The 18,815-nt window shown below is 63.7% G+C and carries 25 protein-coding genes and 1 pseudogene; 5 read left to right on the top strand and 21 right to left on the bottom strand.

Going from position 1 to position 18,815, the window contains the following annotated elements; all coding sequences use genetic code 11:
• Positions 1 to 165: 165 nt before the first annotated feature.
• Both H9L14_RS02940 and H9L14_RS14935 read right to left on the bottom strand, forming a co-directional pair.
• A complete protein-coding gene (locus H9L14_RS02940) occupies positions 166 to 438 on the bottom strand; it encodes a cupin domain-containing protein (RefSeq protein ID WP_187709167.1) in 273 nt (90 codons plus the stop codon).
• Positions 439 to 647: 209 nt separating this feature from the next.
• Complete coding sequence (locus H9L14_RS14935) at positions 648 to 788, bottom strand: hypothetical protein (protein ID WP_222949904.1); 141 nt, start codon at positions 786 to 788, stop codon at positions 648 to 650.
• Positions 789 to 939: 151 nt separating this feature from the next.
• On the opposite strand from H9L14_RS14935, the gene H9L14_RS14930 reads away from it, so the two are divergent.
• The 3 genes from H9L14_RS14930 (at position 940) to rplA (ending at position 2,760) form a co-directional block, all read left to right on the top strand.
• Complete coding sequence (locus tag H9L14_RS14930; protein WP_222949903.1) at positions 940 to 1,500, top strand: AAA family ATPase; 561 nt, start codon at positions 940 to 942, stop codon at positions 1,498 to 1,500.
• Positions 1,501 to 1,626: 126 nt separating this feature from the next.
• Complete coding sequence (rplK, locus tag H9L14_RS02930) at positions 1,627 to 2,058, top strand: 50S ribosomal protein L11 (protein ID WP_187709166.1); 432 nt, start codon at positions 1,627 to 1,629, stop codon at positions 2,056 to 2,058.
• A gap of 3 nt (positions 2,059 to 2,061) precedes the next feature.
• Positions 2,062 to 2,760, top strand: coding sequence for a 50S ribosomal protein L1 (gene rplA, locus H9L14_RS02925; protein ID WP_187709165.1), 699 nt, complete (start codon positions 2,062 to 2,064; stop codon positions 2,758 to 2,760).
• 19 nt (positions 2,761 to 2,779) lie between these two features.
• On the opposite strand, the gene H9L14_RS02920 is transcribed toward rplA, so the two are convergent.
• The 19 genes from H9L14_RS02920 to H9L14_RS02840 form a co-directional block, all read right to left on the bottom strand.
• On the bottom strand, positions 2,780 to 3,319 hold the full coding sequence (locus H9L14_RS02920) for an A24 family peptidase (RefSeq protein WP_187709164.1): 540 nt from the start codon (positions 3,317 to 3,319) through the stop codon (positions 2,780 to 2,782).
• The gene (locus H9L14_RS02915) at positions 3,316 to 4,134 is read right to left on the bottom strand and encodes a tetratricopeptide repeat protein (protein ID WP_187709163.1); all 819 of its coding nucleotides are present in this window, start codon (positions 4,132 to 4,134) and stop codon (positions 3,316 to 3,318) included. Before H9L14_RS02915 ends, H9L14_RS02920 begins: the two co-directional genes overlap by 4 nt.
• Positions 4,131 to 5,477, bottom strand: a complete 1,347-nt coding sequence (locus H9L14_RS16450) for a LytR C-terminal domain-containing protein (protein WP_187709162.1) — start codon at positions 5,475 to 5,477, stop codon at positions 4,131 to 4,133. The genes H9L14_RS02915 and H9L14_RS16450 overlap by 4 nt, the downstream gene beginning before the upstream one ends.
• A gap of 36 nt (positions 5,478 to 5,513) precedes the next feature.
• Positions 5,514 to 6,485, bottom strand: a complete 972-nt coding sequence (locus H9L14_RS02905) for a type II secretion system F family protein (protein WP_187709161.1) — start codon at positions 6,483 to 6,485, stop codon at positions 5,514 to 5,516.
• A 6-nt stretch (positions 6,486 to 6,491) separates the two neighbouring features.
• Positions 6,492 to 7,493 carry a type II secretion system F family protein gene (locus tag H9L14_RS02900; RefSeq protein ID WP_187709160.1) on the bottom strand — a complete coding sequence of 334 codons (1,002 nt, stop codon included), beginning with the start codon at positions 7,491 to 7,493 and terminating at the stop codon, positions 6,492 to 6,494.
• Positions 7,490 to 8,875, bottom strand: coding sequence for a TadA family conjugal transfer-associated ATPase (locus H9L14_RS02895; protein ID WP_187709159.1), 1,386 nt, complete (start codon positions 8,873 to 8,875; stop codon positions 7,490 to 7,492). Before H9L14_RS02895 ends, H9L14_RS02900 begins: the two co-directional genes overlap by 4 nt.
• Positions 8,876 to 8,878: 3 nt before the next feature.
• Positions 8,879 to 10,081, bottom strand: a complete 1,203-nt coding sequence (locus H9L14_RS02890) for a CpaE/TadZ family protein (RefSeq protein ID WP_222949902.1) — start codon at positions 10,079 to 10,081, stop codon at positions 8,879 to 8,881.
• A gap of 9 nt (positions 10,082 to 10,090) precedes the next feature.
• Positions 10,091 to 10,219, bottom strand: coding sequence for a hypothetical protein (locus H9L14_RS16445; RefSeq protein WP_281389412.1), 129 nt, complete (start codon positions 10,217 to 10,219; stop codon positions 10,091 to 10,093).
• 259 nt (positions 10,220 to 10,478) lie between these two features.
• On the bottom strand, positions 10,479 to 10,700 hold the full coding sequence (locus H9L14_RS15490; protein ID WP_246444371.1) for a TadE family protein: 222 nt from the start codon (positions 10,698 to 10,700) through the stop codon (positions 10,479 to 10,481).
• The gene (locus tag H9L14_RS02880; RefSeq protein ID WP_187709157.1) at positions 10,697 to 11,188 is read right to left on the bottom strand and encodes a TadE/TadG family type IV pilus assembly protein; all 492 of its coding nucleotides are present in this window, start codon (positions 11,186 to 11,188) and stop codon (positions 10,697 to 10,699) included. The genes H9L14_RS15490 and H9L14_RS02880 overlap by 4 nt, the downstream gene beginning before the upstream one ends.
• Before the next feature lie 4 nt (positions 11,189 to 11,192).
• Positions 11,193 to 12,827: a pilus assembly protein TadG-related protein gene (locus H9L14_RS02875; protein WP_187709156.1), complete on the bottom strand. Its 1,635-nt coding sequence runs from the start codon at positions 12,825 to 12,827 to the stop codon at positions 11,193 to 11,195.
• A 12-nt stretch (positions 12,828 to 12,839) separates the two neighbouring features.
• On the bottom strand, positions 12,840 to 13,124 hold the full coding sequence (locus H9L14_RS02870) for a hypothetical protein (RefSeq protein ID WP_187709155.1): 285 nt from the start codon (positions 13,122 to 13,124) through the stop codon (positions 12,840 to 12,842).
• A complete protein-coding gene (locus tag H9L14_RS02865) occupies positions 13,114 to 14,385 on the bottom strand; it encodes a type II and III secretion system protein family protein (RefSeq protein WP_246444367.1) in 1,272 nt (423 codons plus the stop codon). The genes H9L14_RS02870 and H9L14_RS02865 overlap by 11 nt, the downstream gene beginning before the upstream one ends.
• A 32-nt stretch (positions 14,386 to 14,417) precedes the next feature.
• Positions 14,418 to 14,657 carry a hypothetical protein gene (locus tag H9L14_RS15485; RefSeq protein ID WP_246444366.1) on the bottom strand — a complete coding sequence of 80 codons (240 nt, stop codon included), beginning with the start codon at positions 14,655 to 14,657 and terminating at the stop codon, positions 14,418 to 14,420.
• A complete protein-coding gene (cpaB, locus tag H9L14_RS02860; protein ID WP_222949901.1) occupies positions 14,632 to 15,540 on the bottom strand; it encodes a Flp pilus assembly protein CpaB in 909 nt (302 codons plus the stop codon). The genes H9L14_RS15485 and cpaB overlap by 26 nt, the downstream gene beginning before the upstream one ends.
• Positions 15,541 to 15,631: 91 nt before the next feature.
• Entirely contained in the window at positions 15,632 to 15,814 is a 183-nt protein-coding gene (locus tag H9L14_RS02855; protein WP_246444365.1) for a Flp family type IVb pilin, read from the bottom strand.
• Positions 15,815 to 15,875: 61 nt separating this feature from the next.
• Positions 15,876 to 16,058, bottom strand: a complete 183-nt coding sequence (locus H9L14_RS02850) for a Flp family type IVb pilin (RefSeq protein WP_246444364.1) — start codon at positions 16,056 to 16,058, stop codon at positions 15,876 to 15,878.
• Positions 16,059 to 16,469: 411 nt separating this feature from the next.
• Positions 16,470 to 16,778: a DUF2569 family protein gene (locus H9L14_RS02845; protein WP_187709153.1), complete on the bottom strand. Its 309-nt coding sequence runs from the start codon at positions 16,776 to 16,778 to the stop codon at positions 16,470 to 16,472.
• 11 nt (positions 16,779 to 16,789) lie between these two features.
• A complete protein-coding gene (locus tag H9L14_RS02840; RefSeq protein WP_187709152.1) occupies positions 16,790 to 17,254 on the bottom strand; it encodes a hypothetical protein in 465 nt (154 codons plus the stop codon).
• A gap of 307 nt (positions 17,255 to 17,561) precedes the next feature.
• Between H9L14_RS02840 and H9L14_RS17280 the strand changes: the two are divergent.
• Positions 17,562 to 17,927 (top strand): annotated as a pseudogene (locus tag H9L14_RS17280) (glycosyltransferase 87 family protein); the annotation flags it as partial.
• Positions 17,928 to 17,958: 31 nt separating this feature from the next.
• Positions 17,959 to 18,540, top strand: a complete 582-nt coding sequence (locus H9L14_RS02830; RefSeq protein WP_187709151.1) for a glycosyltransferase family 87 protein — start codon at positions 17,959 to 17,961, stop codon at positions 18,538 to 18,540.
• Positions 18,541 to 18,815 lie beyond the last annotated feature (275 nt).

The raw sequence follows: 18,815 nt of genomic DNA, 5'->3' as shown, positions 1-18,815 counted from the left end.
TCTAAAGCCGCGGATCGTCTGCCGGATTCACGTAGGTGATCTGGAAGGGACCGCGTGCGCTGATCTGCACCGTCGCGCCCTGGGTCGTCGATGCATAGTGGTTCATGTTGGCGGGTGCGACGGCCGAGTCCCCTCGGCCCAGGACCGTTCTCCTGCCCTCATCCATCACCGGCCCATCCCGAGCGTCAGGGCGCCATGGACCACCGTCACATGTTCATCCGTCGGATGGCGATGCGGCGGGACGGCATAACCCGGCGGAAACTTCAGCTGGATGACGAACGGCCCGGCCTGCCCCGGATCGCCTGACACGACCGCGAGCTTCGCGCCTTTCGGGAGCGATGGCGGCGCCGGACCCCAGGTCAGCGCCGGCCTGGCCTCGGTATGAACCGCGGATCCGGCAAGCAATGCAACGACACCGACAAGTACAAGCCTTCTCATGGCGCTTGCCTCCGTGGTTGCCCCACGGAAATATCATACCACGAATACGCCGCACATCGACAGGCTGGATTCTTGTAGTCAATCCATTGCCGATCTGGGCCGCGGAGCCATATGAAGTCACAAATCAGTTTTGGCGGAAAAGCATGATTGACTTCGCGACATTGTTCGAGCGGAAGATGACCTATCCGCATCCAACGGCCCGCGAGCGACTAGATCGTCTGGTTGGCCTGGATGAGCACAAAGCCAAGCTGACGAAGATCCTGTCCCTGCTGGTCAACCCTCGGGGACTGAGGCGCTGGGGCGATCACCATCATCCGGGTGCAAAGCTTCTGGTTGAATCGGTTCTTCACCGGCCACCCCTTGTCATCCTCGGGGCGACGTTGGATCAGGCAAAACCGAAATTGCGGAGACAATCGGCGATGCAGTCGCCCGACAAGAGCACATCGCCATCGTCCTACTGCCCTGAGTCTTTCCGCGAGAGGGAAAGGCAAAGTTGGAGAGATGACGCAGCTCATCTCTGGCGCCTTCGACTACACGGTGAAGGAAGCTTCGGCGATGAAGGCGAAGGGCAGCAACGAAGGAGCCGTCATCCTCCTGGTCGACGAGGCCGATGCTCTCGCGCAGTCCCGCGAGACCGCCGAAATGCACCACGAGGACGTGAGTGGCGTCAACGCCTTCATCCGGGGCGTCGACCGGTTGGCGAACGAGCGGCTGCCAGCGGCAGTCATCATGTGCACGAACCGGTACGAAGCGCTCGATCCGGCAGTTAAGCGCCGATCCGCCGAGCATCTGATCTTCGGCCGCCCGGACGATGACGGGCGGCGCGCGCTCCTCGGACCGCGACTGGCGGAGCTCGGATTTTCCGATGCCGACGTAGACGCAATCGTGGCGGCAACCGGTCCTCGAAACGGCCTTCCCGGCTTCACCTATTCCGACCTGACGCAGCGGCTGGTCCCGTCGATCGTGCTGGACGCCTACCCCTCCAAGCCGATCGAGCCGGCTCGCGCGGTCGCCATCGCCAGGGCATTGCAGCCCTCGCCGCAGTTCAAGGACCAGCGCTAGAGCGCTCGGGCATTGTTTCACGGGCTCAATCTGCTATGGGCCCCGGCTTCCGACACATCATCGGAAAAGCTGCGGGAGGTCGCCTCGTGCGATCGCTTGGACCGCTAAACTTGAAACGAGAGTGACATGGCAAAGAAAATCACAGGCTATATCAAGCTGCAGGTGCCCGCGGGCATCGCGAACCCGTCGCCGCCGATCGGTCCGGCGCTGGGTCAGCGCGGCGTGAACATCATGGAATTCTGCAAGGCGTTCAACGCCGCCACGCAGGAACTCGAGAAGGGCGCCCCGATCCCGACGGTCATCACCGTCTATGCGGACCGCAGCTTCTCCTTCACGACGAAGACGCCGCCGGCGAGCTTCCTCCTGAAAAAGGCAGCGAACCTCAAGTCGGGCTCGAAGGAGCCGGGCAAGGTCAGCGCGGGGACCATCAAGCGCTCGAAGCTCGCTGAAATCGCCGAGGCCAAGATGAAGGACCTCAACGCCAACGACATCGAGGCGGCAACGAAGATCATCGAAGGCTCCGCTCGCGCGATGGGCCTCCAGGTTGTGGAGGGCTAAGCCATGACGAAGCAGACCAAGAAGCAGAAGGCACAGGCCGGTTCGGTCGACCGCGAGAAGTTCTACGCGGTGGACGAGGCGCTGGCGCTGGTGAAGCAGAACGCCACGTCTAAGTTCGACGAGACCGTCGAAGTTGCTCTCAACCTCGGCGTAGACCCGCGCCACGCCGACCAGATGGTCCGTGGCGTCGTCAACCTGCCGAAGGGCACGGGCAAGACCGTCCGCGTCGCCGTTTTCGCCAAGGGCGCGAAGGCAGAGGAAGCCACCAAGGCGGGCGCCGACGTAGTCGGAGCCGAGGACTTGATGGAGACCATCCAGGGCGGCCAGATCGATTTCGACCGCGTTATCGCGACGCCGGATATGATGGGCGTCGTCGGTCGCCTCGGTAAGGTGCTGGGCCCCAAGGGCCTGATGCCGAACCCGAAGCTCGGCACCGTCACCATGGACGTCACCAAGGCCGTCACCGACGCCAAGTCGGGCCAGGTCGAGTTCCGCGTCGAGAAGGCGGGCATCATCCACGCCGGCATCGGCAAGGCGAGCTTCTCCGAGGGCGACCTCAAGGAGAACTTCACTGCCTTCATGGACGCGATCGTCAAGGCGAAGCCGTCGGGCGCAAAGGGCAAGTTCGTGAAGAAGATCGCGATCAGCTCGACCATGGGTCCGGGCCTCAAGATCGACAGCACGGAAATCGCGGGCGCCTAAAGGCTCCAGCGACTGACGATTACAGGGCCGGGTTCCCCAGGGGAGCTCGGCCCTTTTTCTTTTGGGTCAGGTCACACCCTCTCGAGCGCCATTGCGATGAGCGCTCCGGCAGCGATCGCAACGCCATAGGGGATACCGGCCTTGGGCCGGAGCAGGACGACGCGTTGGCGCAGCCCTCGCTCCAGCCGAACGCACGGAGTGCGATGACGATCAGCGCCAACACTCCGCCGGCAATTGCTACGCAGATCAGCATCCACAAGCCCCCGGCGAAGTCGAACCAGAGACCCGCGGCGGCGAGTAACTTTACGTCTCCGCCACCAAGCTTGCCTGCTGCGAACATCGGCGTCCCGACCGCCAGCAGCCCAAGGAAGACGACCAGATTCTTCCAGAGGCTGATTTCGGGACCAACGAGCACCGCGGCCACAATCGCTCCGATCAGGACCAGCAGGACCGTGATATTGGAGATCCGAAGGCGGATTGCGTCTTCAACGGCGGCCGCGACCAACAGGGCCGAGAGTAAGAGCGCCAGCCACTGCGGCGCCTCGATTGCCAGGTTCACTTGGCGACCTGCGCCATTGCCAGATTGTTTGCCGCCCTCGCATAATATTGGCTGCGAGCCTGAATTGCCTGCGTGAAGGCCGCGACGGCCTTGCGATTGTTACCCTGCACTCTTGCAATCACTCCTGCATCGTTGAGCCGGGCTGCCCAGTCGCCTTCGCTTTCCCCGGCCCGTCGCTGCGGTAAGTCCTCGGTGACTGCCGCGCGGGCGAGTTCCAGATTGGCTGCAATGCGCGGAGACTTCGGGTCGATCGCTGCCGCCTGTTCGAACTTCGCGAGGGCATTTCTCCACTGGCCGCGGACCAGCAGGGACCAACCGACATTGTTCAGCACTTCAGCGCGATCAGGTGCGAGCCGGGCAGCCTGAGCGTACGCCTGGTCGGCAACGGCCCAATTAGCGCGATAATCGGCAGCAACGCCCTTCGCGTTCCAGGCCCGCCAGGTCGCCGTCGGATAGGTGGTGGCGCGATCGAGCAGTTTCTCGCCCTGAGCCAAATCGCCGAGCCGCATCGCGGCGACACCGGCATTCTCGTACATGACCCCGTCACCTTTATTGGCGACGAGCAGCTGCAGGTAGATTGGAAGCGCGGACTGATAATCGCCGGAAGCGTAGGCGAGGTCCGCAATAAGGCGATCGATCTCCGTACCCTTCGCGCCGGCCTTGATCGCGTTGCCGATCATCAGCCGCGCCTGCTCGAGGCGGCCTGCCTTGATAGCGTAGGACGCCTCGCTCAGCGGCTGGACCGGAGGAACGACAACGGCTGCGGGTGCAGGCTTGGCGCCCGCCAATGCCAACGCAACCGCAAGGGCGATCATGTGCGGACTGTACGCAGGGCTTTGCGGCTGGCCGCGTCCGTTCCCAGAAGCACGACCATGTGCGACCCCGAAGCGCGACGTGCGATCGGGAAGCCGAACTGGGCGGAGAGCCGCTGCGCAAGCGCACGCTGGTTCGCCGGATAGAGGATCACGCTGCGCGTTCGCGTTGCCTGCGCATTGCCGATCGAGAGGCCGCGCCACCCGCGAGCCGCGAGCCAGACGCGGGTGCGTGCCGCCAGACGATCCACTCGGGCCGCATTCAGCAGCCGGACCTTGACCGGCAGCGCATAGGCCTGACGAAGCGGGACGAAGCGAAGCGTGGTGGTGCGATCGTTCCGCGCCACCGTGGTCGGCTGCCATACTGGCTTGGGCACGGTGATGAGCGCGATCTCACCCATCGACATGCGTTCCAGGCGCGGGCCGCGCTCCTCCGCCACGACAGGCTCCGCGACCGGCCGCACGTAAGGCTTCAAGGGCACGAATACGGCCTCCTGGGGCGGCTCGTCCAAAGGCATGGCCGGAGCGAGCGGAACAGCTGCTGCGGGCTTTGACGCAGGAACTGACTGAACGGGTCGGGGTGGTGGAAGCTTGATCGTGACCGAGCGCCCTACGGCTGCAGTCTGCACGGCGGGCTTCGAAGCGGCTGCCGGCGCTGCTGCAGTCTCAGCCGGAACCGGTGCCGGGGCTTCAGCCACCATCTCGACACGCGCGGTCTGGATCGCCGGGACGTCGACTCCAACCCTCTCGGGTGTCGATACGGAAAGCGCGACCGGTGCCGCCGCCCATGTCCGGGGAGCAGGAGCCGTTTCGACGGCGGGAGCAGCCGCGACTTGCACCGGCTCGACGGGGACGATGACCGCCGGTGCTGCAGCGGCAGTTTGGACAGCCTCGGTCTCGGGAGCGCTCCGCATCGGCGCGGGAACTTCCGCAACCGCTTGCTCAAGTGCGGCCGAAGCCGCTGCCCGGGCCGCGATTTCCTGGCGGACGCCCAATGCCTCTTCAGTCCGCCCCTGCAGCTGCAACGACGAAGCCAATGCGCCAAGGATTTCCGTGCTGCTGGGCGCCAGTGCGAGCGCCGCCTCGTAGTTGCGGCGGGAAAGGTCGAAACGGCCCATCTGGTCGTAGCAGGTTGCGATACCGACGAGCGCGTCGGGGTTGTTCGGATCTTCGCGCTGGGCAAGACGGAAGGCTTCGAGCGCGAGGGCCACGTTCCCAAGCGCGAGCTGCCCCCGAGCCTCCGCGATGCGGTACGGAACTGCGCGCTGGCCCTGGGCTAGCGGCGTTGGGGTCGAGCGGATCTCAAGCTTGCCCTGCTGGCCTCCACAGCCAGCAACCGCCAGCATCGTCGTAGAAACCAGGAATTTGCCCCCCGTCTCATATCAGCCTCCTGCCATTGCCGGCACCAGTGTCCTGATCACCCTGATGATAGCCGGGAGCATCAACACGCCGATCATCACCGGCAGCATGCACCCGACGAGTGGAATTGATAGAAGCACCGGCAAGCGGTGAGCCTTTTCCTCGGCTCGCATCCGGCGGTGTTCACGCATCTCGGCTGCATAGACCCGCAAGGTCTGCGCAATGGAGGAGCCCAGCTTTGAGGACTGGATCAGCAACGTGGCGAATGCCCGGATCTCCTCGGCGCCAGCACGATCAGCCATCCGACGAAGAGCATCCTCGTGGCTTCGACCTGCGCGAAGCTCGAGCACGACTGCGCCGAACTGCTCGGCGAGCTTGGGATGCGAAGTCGTCATTTCCATGCCGACCCTCGCGAACGCCGAGTCCATGCCAAGGCCCGCTTCCACGCAGACCAGCATAAGATCGAGGGCGTCCGGGAATCCGTTGATGATTTCGCGCTGCCGACGGTCAGCCTTTGCAGCGATGAAGACCGACGGGAGGTAGAGGCCCGCAAGCGCAGAAATCACGACGATGGCGTAGACTTTGAAAATTCCCGGCGACGAGCCGGTTGACCACAAAATGGCGAACATCAAAACCGGAAGGCCGATCACCATTACCAGACGCACCAGCGTGTAGATGCGCGGTGCATAGGGCGCTGTGAAACCGGCCGCGGCGAGCTTCTTTCGTAGCGAATCGTCGCGTGTGTCGACGAGCGAAAGGCCTGCCTTCTCGATCCCGTTGACGAGCCTAAGCCAAGCGCTTTCGGCGGCCTGCGAACGGAGCGATGCCCCCACCACCTGATGACCGCTGTCGGGTCCTTCGATCAGGCGACGCCGCGATAGCTGCCTCGCGGTCACTGCAGCGGTCACGAAATAACCACCGACGACGACTAGCGCAAACAGGCCCAGCAGGATGCCGAGGCGGAGAAGCGGATATTCGGTGAGCAACGCGGTCATACGACTCTAGACCTTCAAATCGACCATCTTGCGGATCGTGATGAAGCCGATGACGTACATCAGGATCAGTCCGAGGAAGCTCGGCATGAAGGCCGGGTCATCGGCAACATCCAGATAGAAAGACGGGTTCATCAGGAACAACATGGCAAAGGCGAACACTGGCAACACGGTCAGCATAATGGCCGTCATGCGGCCTTCGCTCGAGAGCGCGCGAACCTTCAGGTACATAGAGTGCCGCTCGCGGATCACCGTCGAAAGGTTGTCGAGAATTTCGGCGAGGTTGCCGCCCGTTTCGCTCTGCACCGAAAGCGAGACGACGAACATCCGCATGTCCTCAAGATCCCACCGGTCGGCCATCGCCTGCAGCGCGTCGCGAAGCTCGGCGCCATAGGTGACTTCGTCGACGACGACGCCGAATTGGCTGCCGATCGGATCCGGCATCTCTACGGTCAAAAGATCCAGCGCGGCGGCAATCGGGTGTCCGGCGCGCAAACCGCGGACGAATACGTCGAGCGCCGTCGGAAACTGGTCCTGCATCTTCTTGCGGGTTCTGTTCGCCTTGAACTGAAGGAACATCAGCGGAAGGAATGCGCCCACAACAACTGCAAACGTACCAATCATCACAATTCGGCCGAGCGCGACCGGAATGCCCAGAAGCGCCATGACCAGCAGAATCGCGAAGAAGATGGCGATCGGCGCGATGAGGATCATCAGCATCAGTCGCCCGGTCGGGATCGTAACCTGAGCCGCGACGAGCATCCGTTCGAACTTCTGTCCGAAATGCTTGAGCAGTGGTGGAAGGCCGGTCGGAAGCGCGCTGTCGCGACGGCGAAGCAGGCTCATGGTCTGCTCGCGATCGCGGCCTTCCGCGATCATCCTCAGGCGGAGGTTGATCGCCCTACCTTCCGAACGGCTGTTCGCCATCCAGCCCACGAGCACTTCGACAAGCAGGAGGACGGCACCAAACGTGCAGCCCAGGATCAGTGCTTTGAGCCAGGCGTCAGTCATCCCTCGAGCTTCGCATCAGGACGGAAGAGATCCGCGGACAATGTCACGCCGTGGGCCATGACCTGTTCGATGAACTTCGGCCGGATTCCAGTCGCTTCGAACTTTCCGAGAACCTGGCCGTCAGGAGAAATGCCAGTCTGACGGAAGCGGAAGATCTCCTGCATCGTCACGACGTCGCCTTCCATGCCGGTCAACTCCGAAAGGCTAAGGAGCTTGCGGCGGCCGTCCGAAAGGCGTCCGATCTGGATCACGACATTCAGTGCGGATGAGATCTGCGCCCGCGCCGACCGTGCCGGGATGTCGATGCCGCTCATGCCAATCATTTGCTCGACGCGGGACAATGCGTCGCGGGCCGTGTTGGCGTGGACCGTCGTCATCGATCCGTCGTGGCCGGTGTTCATCGCCTGAAGCATGTCGAATGCTTCGCCGGCGCGCACCTCGCCAACGATAATACGGTCAGGCCGCATACGAAGCGCGTTCTTGACGAGCTCGCGTTGCGTGATCTCGCCCTTGCCCTCAATGTTCGCCGGGCGTGTCTCGAGCCTGACGACATGCTCCTGCTGCAGCTGAAGCTCTGCCGAGTCCTCGATCGTGACGATGCGCTCGCGGTTGTCGATGAACGCGGACATTGCGTTCAGCATCGTCGTCTTACCGGAGCCGGTACCGCCGGAGATCAGGACGTTCCGGCGCGACTTCACGACGGCTTTCAAAACCTCGGCGACTGGTGCGGGCACACTCCCGATCTCGATCAGGCGATCCATGCTGATCGGCACCCGCGCGAACTTACGAATGGACATGGAGGCGCCGTCGATCGCCAGAGGATGGACGATCGCGTTGACGCGGCTGCCATCGGCGAGGCGCGCGTCGACCATCGGGGAGGACTCGTCGATGCGGCGTCCGACCGCCGACACGATCTTCTGTATGATCCGGAGAAGATGGCGCTCGTCCTTGAAGCGGACGTTCGTGTGCTCGAGCACGCCATAGCGCTCGACAAAAACCGAGTTGTGCCCGTTGATCAGGATATCGGTGATCGTCGGGTCCTTGAGGAGCGGCTCGATCGGCCCGAGGCCAAGGAGTTCGTCGAGGACGTCGCTGACCAGCGACTTGCGCTCGCTGTTATTGAGCGCCTGATTCTGCTTCGCCAGTTCCTCGTAGACGATGTCGCCGACTTCCGCCTCGATCTGGCTGCGCGACATCTGGTCGAGCGCCTGGAGGTTGATCACGTCGAGAAGACGCTGGTGAAGCTCGACCTTCAGGTCGGTGTGCGCATCCCGGTTCGCGAAAGCGCCAGCGTCACCGACGGTTACGATCCGCAGTTCTTCCGCGGATCTGGGAGACTCGGTCTGAACCGCCGAACCCGCCTTTTTCTTGACCTGCCACATCTCTTAGCGCTCCCGCCCGAAGGCTGCTGCAATGCCGGCATCTAACATGTCGATGTCCCTGCCGACTGCGCTCTTGCGCTTGATGTCCGAGAGTGGGACGCCTCGCTCGATGGCCGGATGCATCACGGACGGGTCGTTCGCGATCGTGTAAGCAACATCACGTCCAAGCGCTTTCTGGACGTCCGCCTCGCGAACGGTGCGAAGCAAGCCTTTCTCGAACCGATTGATCACGACCCTGAGGTCGACAGACGTAAGATCCTGGTCGCGGAGCAGATCCAGCTGGCGTCGCGCCCGATGGAGGCCGCTCACGCTCATCTCCGTGACGAGAAGAACCATGTCTGCCTGCGCCAGCGCGGACAGGGACCAGTTGGTCCAGCTCGCGGGGAGGTCGACGAAGACCGTCCCGAACTCGCGCTTCGCGATTTCAACGATCTCAATCAGCTGCTCGCTGGAAAGAGCGTCAAGCGGCATCAGCGAAGAAGGGGCCGCGACGACCTTGAGACCGCTGGGATGAGTAGTCATTGTCGCGCGAAGCAATTCGCCGTCGAGCCGCGATCCTGCCTCCAGCAGGTCGAGGAATGTCAGATGCGGCCGGAGCCCGAGCTGGAACGCCGCATTGCCGAACTGCAGGTCGAGATCGAGCAGGCAGACTTCGCGGCCGAAATGCGCTTCGTTCTCTGCGGCGCGGATGGCGAGCTGCGTCAGGAGTGACGTCGCGCCGATCCCGCCGACGCTCTTGATGACGCACACGAGCTTGCCGTTCGCCGACTGTGCGGACGACGTAGCGCGAGCCATCTGGTCGCGGATCGGAAGCAGCGACGTCTCCAGGTCCGCGACGTCGAGCGGCAAGGGCACCACATCGTGCGCTCCTGCCCTGACCAGCGCACGGACGAGTGCAAGCGGCGGGTCGTAGGCGGCGGCAATCAGCGGCGTGCGCGTTGCAGCAGCAAGGGCCTCGAAACGCTTCATGGACGAAGGCTCGCCCGGGTCGACCTGGACGACCGCGGCGGCGCTGCCAGCCAGATCCTCAGGGTCGATCTTGTCCGACGAAGGAACGAGCGAAAGGCTCAGCGGAAATCCCGCGACGCGGGCACCGATCAAGGCAGCGGCATCGCCGTCGGCGCCACTCAGGTACAACTGCACCGCAGTTTCCCGTTTATGCGCCTTCCACGATCCGGCGGTTTCGTTAGGGTTGATCACGCTCACCTGCACACCTCAATTCGAAAAGCTTCCCTGCCCGTCTTCCAGCGTCAGCGATGCGCTCACCGTCGGGAGCTGCAAATTGATGCCCAGGAACTGCAGGATAAGGGACTGGAATCCCACGCCGACCGCACTGACGGTCACGATGGGGCGACATCTGGTCCGGTCGGATCGCCGGCGTAGCCGAGACCCGAATTGTCATACCTAATGGTCACGTCTTGCGGACTCACGCTCTCGGCAATTTGATTCATCCGAGTGGTGATCGCAGTAAAGGCCGTGTTGTCGACCGGTGTCAGAGTGGGACAGGGACTGGTCACGCAGGTGCATGTCAGTGTTCCCGCCGGGGCAGAACATGACGCCGCGCCAAACTGTGACGTCGGAATAGAGGCGCCCTGCCCTAATATCACCCCGTAGTTCTTGGCTGCGAGGCCCCGGGAACCATGTTGGTGACGACGGCCATCCGCGCACCCATCTGGGTCGCCTTTTCGACCTGATTGAGCGTCCACATGTACCGGCCGACGTCGATGATGCCGAACAGGAAGAGGATCAGAAGCGGCAGGACCATGGCGAACTCGGCCGCCGTCGCCCCGTCGTCGCGCCGCAGGATGTTTACGGGCTTTCTCATAAGCCCATCACCGGCGCTTCCGACGTGGCATTGAGATTCAGCCCCGCGAAGTTGATCCCAATGAACGAAACCAGCGACGTGTACGGAACGGTCGCGCTGACCGTCACCACGGGAACCCCGCCGAGGCCGTCGTAGAAGGCCCCGTAAGTTCCCGAGGTATCGCACCGCGCCGTCACCGTGACGGACGTGTCCTGGGTCCAGTCGGCGAGGCGGGACGTGCCGCCGGCGGCAACCTGGTTGGTTCGGGTCACCCTGCGCGTGTTGTCCACGACCGTCGGATTGATGGTGTTGGGACAGGTGAAGTTGGTGAAGCCCTGGCGCGAGGCGTAGCGGGCGCCGTCACGTACGGCCTTCACGACGACATGCTCGGAATAGAAGAAATGCCCGAGCTCCATCGAACCCAGCATCAAGGCGATGAGCAACGGCGTCACCAGCGCCATTTCGGCGGCCGCTGAGCCAGAATTTTGGCGGGCAAGTCGCCGGATCATGGCGCTACTCGATCAGGCGCGGAACGTCGCGCCGGCTGATTTGTGGGATTGCGCCGCCTTCACCCGTGCCCGAGGCGCCGATGACTTCGACATAAATGTCGTTCCGGCTTCCGTACGCATTGTCGTAGTTCGTGCCGCCGTAGCTGACGGTGCAGCCGGGGCATTTGTTGCGGTCGATGCTCGGCTCGACGAGGAATACGTCGATGAAGCCGGCGACTGGCAAATTCCTCTTTCCATTGAGGCCCGTCGTGGCGGCGACCCTGCGGCAGTTTACCACCGCAGCAGTAATGCGACGGCGGTCGATGCCGGCGGCATCGGGAGCCACGCCTGGAGCGAGGCAGCGGTTCTGGGGCTGGCCATAGGCCGTCGTGCCGCCATTGCCAGGCTTGCCGGTGGTCGGCAGGCGATTTGTCGGATCGGCCGCCTCCCACATATAGGTTTCGTAGCGAGTCACGATCCCGTCGCCATTCGCATCGAGGCCCGGCTCCGTCGTGTAATCGACGCCGAGATGGTTGGTGCGGAAATAGGCGCCCCGGTCCCAATTGCCGTCGCCGACGCGGCCATAAGTGCAAAACGGGAAGGTCGCCGGATTGGCTGTCGTTTTGAAATAATGGCAGCGATCGCGTGGGTATCCCATGATCCCTGGAACGGTACCCGTCGGAAGATCGGCGATCGGCGAGTTCGGAAAATAGCGCGGCGGAGTAGTGCTCGCCATGTCGGCCACGGCGGTGACCGGGTTCTGCTTCCAGACGCACGTGCTGAGCCCGTTATCCAGCACGACGTCCTTCGTGGAGTTGGAGGACGGCGAGCATGGCGGGCTCTTGCAGGTCGATGCGGCTACCGGCTTGAAGTCATACCGCATGTTGAGGGAATCGCGGACGGCGTTCAGGATATTGCCCGTCTCGGTCGTTACTTGCTCGGTGCCGGAGCAATTGCCGAGCAGCGAGTTGGAAGCGAGAGCCTCCGCGACGGTGTTGGCACCCTGGCCCAACTGGTCGAGGAAACCGAAGTTGCCCGGACCCCATTGAGCTCCGCCCTCGGCCATGACGATACCTGTTCCAGGGTTCACGCCACCGGGCGGAAGATTGACGTCCGTATTGCCGACAGGCTCGGTTGGATTGCAGATGAAGAAGGGTACCACGCCGCAGATCGCGCTGCTGAGGCCCGCGACGGCTTTGGCATTCGTCGTTCCTGCGAAGGCGGCGACGATCGGGGTGAAGGCGTAATTCGCGGTGCGTGCATCGACTTGCACCTGGACGATGTTCGCGTCGGCGTCGCCCGTAGCCAGAGTGAACGTCGTCGGGTTGGTATAGGTCGCGTAGAAGGTGATGTTCGCGTCCTGGATTCCGACCGCGAGGCCCGAGGCCGCGTTGTCGTTGGCCATCAGAGTCGAGTTCGAGATCAGCGTCTTTGCCGCTGCACGTGCGCGATCCCTCGCGCCGGTCTCGCCGTCGAGTTGGGTGGCCGCGGAGAGCGCCGCCTGGTCGGCAGCGTTCTGAAGCTCCGTGTCCATGGTCGCGACACGCGCGTAATCGAACGCGAGCCCGCCGGCGGCAATCAATGCAAAAAGCGACAGCCCGACGGTGGGCGCGACGCTGCCCGTATCGCTACGAAGAAAGTTCCGAAGCAAGCGCCGCATCTCTCCTCATCCTTACTTGGGACCGCTGCCGCTGCCCGAGGTGGTTTGCACCTGTTCAACCTGCTTCACGGTATCTGTCCGATAGCGCTTCACCGCGGCGGCACCCTTGTCGCCATGGTCGCCCGGCTGTGCGGCGTCGGCCGCATAGACAGGGTCCGGATCGATCGTCTGGACGGCCTGATCGTACTTGACCGCCTCACCAAAGCCCGGGTCGACCGATCCGGTCTGCGGGTTGACGGTATTGCAGCCGGCCAGGAGGCCGAACGCGAGCGGCGCGAGAAGCAGCCTAGAGGACATGTCCATACTCCTTCTCGAAACCGGTCGGCTTGCGCTGTGCCGATCCACCGGGCGCGGCAGGCGGCGTAGCCGAAAGCGGCTGCCCGAACGGCGGCGGATTGAATTCCGGAGCGACCGGAACGCCGGTGTCCGTGCGGCCGCCTAGGAACAGGTCGGCCTCGTTCGGCGGCTTGACCCGATCGGTCGGGCCGCGGAGCGTGCCGGCGCGAACCGGGCGAACCAGCCGCGGCGTGACGATCATGACCAGTTCCGTCTCTTCCTTCTGGAAGCCGGATGAGCGGAACAGGCTGCCGATGATCGGGATCGAGCCGAGCAGCGGGATCTGTCGAACCGTATCCTGGAAGTCGCGGCGGAGAAGTCCGGCAAGCGCGAAGCTCTCGCCGTCACGGAGCTCGATCGTCGTTTTCGCCCGGCGGGTCTGCAGGCCCGGAATGGACAGGCCGTTGATGACGATCGCCGCGGACGGATCGATCGAGCTGACTTCCGGAGCGACCACCATGTTGATGACGCCGTCGGCAAGCACGGTCGGAGTGAAGGCGAGGCTGACGCCGAACGGCTTCCACTCGACGGTGATAGCATTGTTGTTACCGCCACCGCCGGCGCCACCGCCGCCACCCGAATTCTGGATGACCGGAACCGGGAACTCGCCGCCGGCGAGGAAGCTCGCGGTCTCACCCGACAGAGCGACCAGGGTCGGCTCCGCAAGCGTCGTCACCGCGCCCTTGCGCTCGAGCGCGTCGAGCTGGACCTCGAAGTTGGAACCGAGTGCGCGGAAGGCGCGGGATACGATCCCGTAGCTTCCCTGAACGGCTTCCAGCGTCTTCTGGCTGCCGGTAATCGCGCCGGTTTCCTGGTCGATGATCGGCCGGACAGCAGCGCCGCCGCCGATCACGCCGTCGAGCTTGCCGCCGTCGCTTCCAAAGAACCAGCTGACGCCGAGGTTCTTGAGCGCCGAGCGCTTGATCTCGGAGAAGCGGACTTCGAGCATGACCTGCTGCGACGATCCGATCGAGAGCAGGTTGATGACCTTGCCCGGAGCATAGCTCTCGGCGATCTGGACCGCACGGTCGGCCGCGACGGCATCGGGAACGACGCCTTCGAGAACGATCGAGTCATTTGAGATGCGGGCGCCAATGCCTTCGACCGGCATCAGCTCGGAAAGCTGGCGGCGAAGTGTGATGACGTCCGGACCGACCACGACATCGACGACCGCGATCAGCGTGTTGCTGCGGTCGTAAAGCGTGAGGCTGGTGGTCCCCATCTTCTTGCCGAGGACGTAGAGCGAGCTGTCCGTCAGCGGCAGGACGTCCGCGATCTCGGGCTTCCGATCAGCGCCTTGGCGTAGGGCCGATCCGACCGGATCACCTGGCTCTTGTTGACGGGAACGGCGACTTCGCCGGCGTGGACCCCTTCAGCGACCGTGATGGCGCTGGCCTGAGCGAGGACCGGCGTGGAGACGCCAACTGCCGCGAGGGCTACCGCGGCAAGCGCGACCCTCCCCAAAAGATCACGACCCATAACCCCCCACTTCATAATTGCTGCCCGTGGTGCCCCGGACAACTTCGACACTATTGGTAACAGGCCGCGGCGGCGCGGAGCGCACAGGCGCGGGCCGGCGGATGATGACGCGGCGCGGAGCGGCCGCGCTGGTGACCTGCGCAGGCGCGGCGGCCGGCGCAGCGCCACCGTAATAGGAATAGCGAAGGTCGTTCATGCTGACGGTTGCGACGCGGCCGAGATCCTGCTGTTCGCCGGGCTTCCTGAGTACCAGGCTGAGCTGGCCGACCTGCTGCGCGAGCGCGAGCTTCTGCGCGTCCGTCGGATTGACTTCGAGGGTCGCCGTCTTGGCGACGATCGGCTTGCCGTCCGCACCCTGTGCGTTCTGGTCGATGGCGATGACCTTGACGGCCTGCAGCAGGACGTCGGTCACCTGGCGATTCTCGGCGCCCGGGAGCGAGCGCGTGATCAGGACGTCCACCGTGTCCATCGGCTGGACGAAGCCAGCGACGCCGGACACGTCGTTGATGCGGACTGCCGCGGCGCGCATGCCGTCGGGCAGGAGGTAGGCGATCGACGGGCCAAGGCCCTCGCCTGCCAGCTTCGTCGCCATGATCGGCTCGTTGACCGCGATCGGTCGAAGCACGACGCGCTTCTTACCTGTGGGCGCGAGCTGGTTGTAATTCGAGAAGATGCCGACGGGCAGGCTGGCGCTCGGATAATCGACGAACTTAACCTTGTCGGGCGTAAGCTCGGTTCCATAGTCCAGTGGAATGGCTGCGACGGCAACCTTGGTCGTTCCTGTCTGAAGTGCCGCGACCCTCTGGTCGGTTCGGCCAATGTAAGCGTTGGCGAGATAGACCGCCAAAATCCCCAGAACCAGCGCCACTGCCAGCGCTATCATCGTCTGCCGTCTCATCTAGGCCCCCGCCAAATGATCCCTGCGGATCATGCCATCATTGATTCCAACAAGATAGTGGGGACCGCTCCCAAGGAACGGCCCCGAACGCTTAACAATTCGCGGCACTCGGGTTGTTGATGCAGGTGCCTGCACCGTTCATCGTGTTGCCGATGGCCCCGCCAAGGAAGAGTGCGGCAATGGCGATGCCGGTACCCACGATCGCGAGGATCAGGGCATATTCGGCAGCCGACGCACCGCTCTCATCACGCATCATCTTCATGAATGCGGTCATTTGCTTTCCCTCCCAGCTTACAGCCGCGCCCGAAAGGCGCGGCTGCGCTGAAATCACCCGATTAGCAGTTGGCTGCGCTCGGGCTGTTGATGCAGTTGCCCGCGCCGTTGACAGCGTTGCCGATGGTGCCGCCCAGGAACAGGGCCGCAACGGCGATGCCGGTGCCAACGATGGCGAGAATGAGCGCATATTCGGCCGCCGATGCGCCCGACTCGTCACGGATCATCTTGATGAAAGTCGACATGTGTATTTCCTTCCCTCGAGTACTTTCCGCACCGTGGCGCGGAACTCGCCTTTGCGATCTGAGGAAAGTGGCTGACGCCTTTCGCCGATGTCAGGGTCACGAAAAGCAACTTCGACCCAACAGGACACCGTCGAACTGCCCCCAAGGCCGCTCGGCTGTCACAAGGGCTGCGCTCGCCTTAGGACTCTGTCAAGCATGAGGATTTAATTCTCGTTAAACTAATCCGTCACCTTAACGAAAGTTAAACCGTTGATTCTAGGTCATTAATTTGCCGGTAACTATTTTCCACTCTGTGGATAACCTGTTTCAAAATCGGACAGATTGAGGCCCGCCGGACACAGGAAGGGTGTCCGGCCGTAATGAATTTACTGTTGTTTTCCGCGTCGTTAGCCGACTCGGCCCGAATCAGTTTCAGGCGGCAACGCGGCTCCGGTAGGTGACGTTCACCCGCCGCGACAGAAGCAGGTAGGGCAGCCAAAGCCCGACGCTGATCAGCACCTTCTTGACGTTGCCGTCGAGCAAAGCGTGAAGCGCCTGGCCGACCTGCGCCGGGAGACCCGGAGCGCCGGTAACCGCCTGGGCGATCATCAGCTGCATTGCGAGGTCGACAAGCCAGATCGCGACCAGCAGCCTTGGGAACAGAGGCACTCGGCGAAGAGCGGCCACGAAGGCGATGGTGTAGAGCGAGGTCAGCAGGACGACGTCCAGCGTCATCATCATGTGCAGGACGCTCAGCCACTGCGGGACGGGTCCCATGATCGGGGCATCGACGCCCAATATTCGAGCGCGCGGATCGGCACGTTGAGAAGCATTCCGACGAGCAGCGAGACCATGATTCCGCCGGCGCCATAGAGGTGGTGCCGCTTCGCCTGCTCGGCAGGGATGGTCCGCCACTTGCCCACGCGCGCGAGGCGGGTGCGCGGCTGCGGCTGGTTTTCGCCGTCGGCGAACCAGCGGAGCGCGAGCACCATCGATGCGAAAGGCGCGAGAACCAGCAGGAGCAAGGGAAGAAGACCCTCGATGCCGATCGTGCCCTTGACCGGGCTGAAGGCGATGCGGGTGGCGGTCGCAAGTCCGGCAACCAGCAGCCAGCCCATCATGATCCGGTCGAGGCCGCCCTCGATCGAAACGAGCATCGCCGCCGCTTTAGCGCGGAGGCGGCCGTCGATGCGCTGGCGCACGATGTCGAAACTCACAATCTCAACCCTCTCACCCGTGTTAGCGTTCAATAAGCCTGGAGGCGTTACCGAGGGGTAAAGTCGGGAGAGCGACGAAGTTCCACAATGGGCTGACGGGCAGTGCTTGCGAGGCGATTGCTGAACCGCGCGACCCTGTTAGTCTCATGTCCGCTCGACGGGGGAGAGTGCATGGGTCGCGGGGGAAGGACACGGCGCAGACAGCCGGCAATCGCGGCTCCGGGGTCGACGCGCGCAAGCTGATCTGGGCTACATCCTCCTCCTGACGCTCGCGTGCGCGGGCGCGGTCATCATCGTCGGGGTGATCATGAAGATGGCGGCGAGTCCGCGCTTCGCCGGCGACTTCACCGTTTTCTGGGCCGCCGCAAAGGCGCCCATCGCCGACGTCTACAACTGGTCCGCGCTGGAGAGGTCGCAGGTGGATGCGATCGGCAAGGTCGGGCCGTTCGCCTACCCGCCGACGACCCTGCTGCTGCTGAAGCCGTTCGGGTTGCTGCCGTTCCCGATGGCGCTTGGAAGCTGGGTCGTCATAAGCAGCATCCTGTTCCTCGCCGCGGCCCGCACGCTCATCGGCTGGCGTGAGCTCGCGCTCGCGATCCTCAGTCCCGCGATCGTCATCGCCGTCGCGACCGGGCAGACGTCGCTGATCGTTGGGGCATTGATCCTCGGCGGACTGACCGCGCCGGGGCCGTCATGCGCGGGCGATGATCGGCATTGCCGCGGCCATCAAGCCGCAGATGGTCTTCCTGTTTCCGGTGGCCTTCATCGCGGCGCGCGATTGGCGGGCGCTGGGAAGTGCGTTCGCGGCGGGCGCTCTGGCCGTCGGCGCGACCCTGCTGCTGTGGGGTGTCCAGCCCTGGTTCGACTGGCTAGCCTCCTTGCCGCAGTTCACCGAGGTCCTGCGGCAGACGGGCATCGGCATTCGCTCCGTTACCCCGGCGTCGCTGGCAATGCAGGCCGGGCTCGAGACGCCGGTCATGCTTGTTGGGCTGGTTCTCGGTGCAGTACTCGTCTGGAAGGTGTTCAGGACGAGCTTGGAGCCGCTGGACCGGGTCGCGGCGCTCTGCCTCGGCGGGCTTCTCGGCCTTCCCTATGCCTTGTCCTACGACATGACGGCGCTGATCGTCGCGATCACGCCCATGCTCCTGAACCGGTCCGGGACGATCATTTCCTGGGCGGGCGCGGGCATGATTTTCAGCACCACGCTTTCACAGGTCGGCGTGGTTCTCGCGAGCATCGACATCTTCCGCCGGCATTGGAAGGCGAAGATGCGGGAAGCGCCTTGAACATCTCCGCGAAGCACGCCGCGGCCATCGTCGCGCTGGCAGTCGCACTGACCGTCCCGGCGCTGCTGTCGCCGCAGATGACGCACGACAGCTTCTGGATCGACTGGGTGTGGGCGGACCAGTTCACGGCCGAGCTTGCGAAGGGCAATTTCTATCCGCGCTGGCTGCCTCTGTCGCACGGCGGGCTCGGCTCGCCGGTCTTCTATTATTACCCGCCCTCGCCTTCTACGCCTGCGCCCTGTTCGGGCTGGCGGGCTTTCGACCTACTGGAGCAT

This window comes from Sphingomonas sediminicola (assembly GCF_014489515.1).
Lineage (GTDB): Bacteria > Pseudomonadota > Alphaproteobacteria > Sphingomonadales > Sphingomonadaceae > Sphingomicrobium > Sphingomicrobium sediminicola.
The sequence above is the reverse complement of the archived record's forward strand: the minus strand, read 5'-3'. Positions and strand labels throughout refer to the sequence as shown.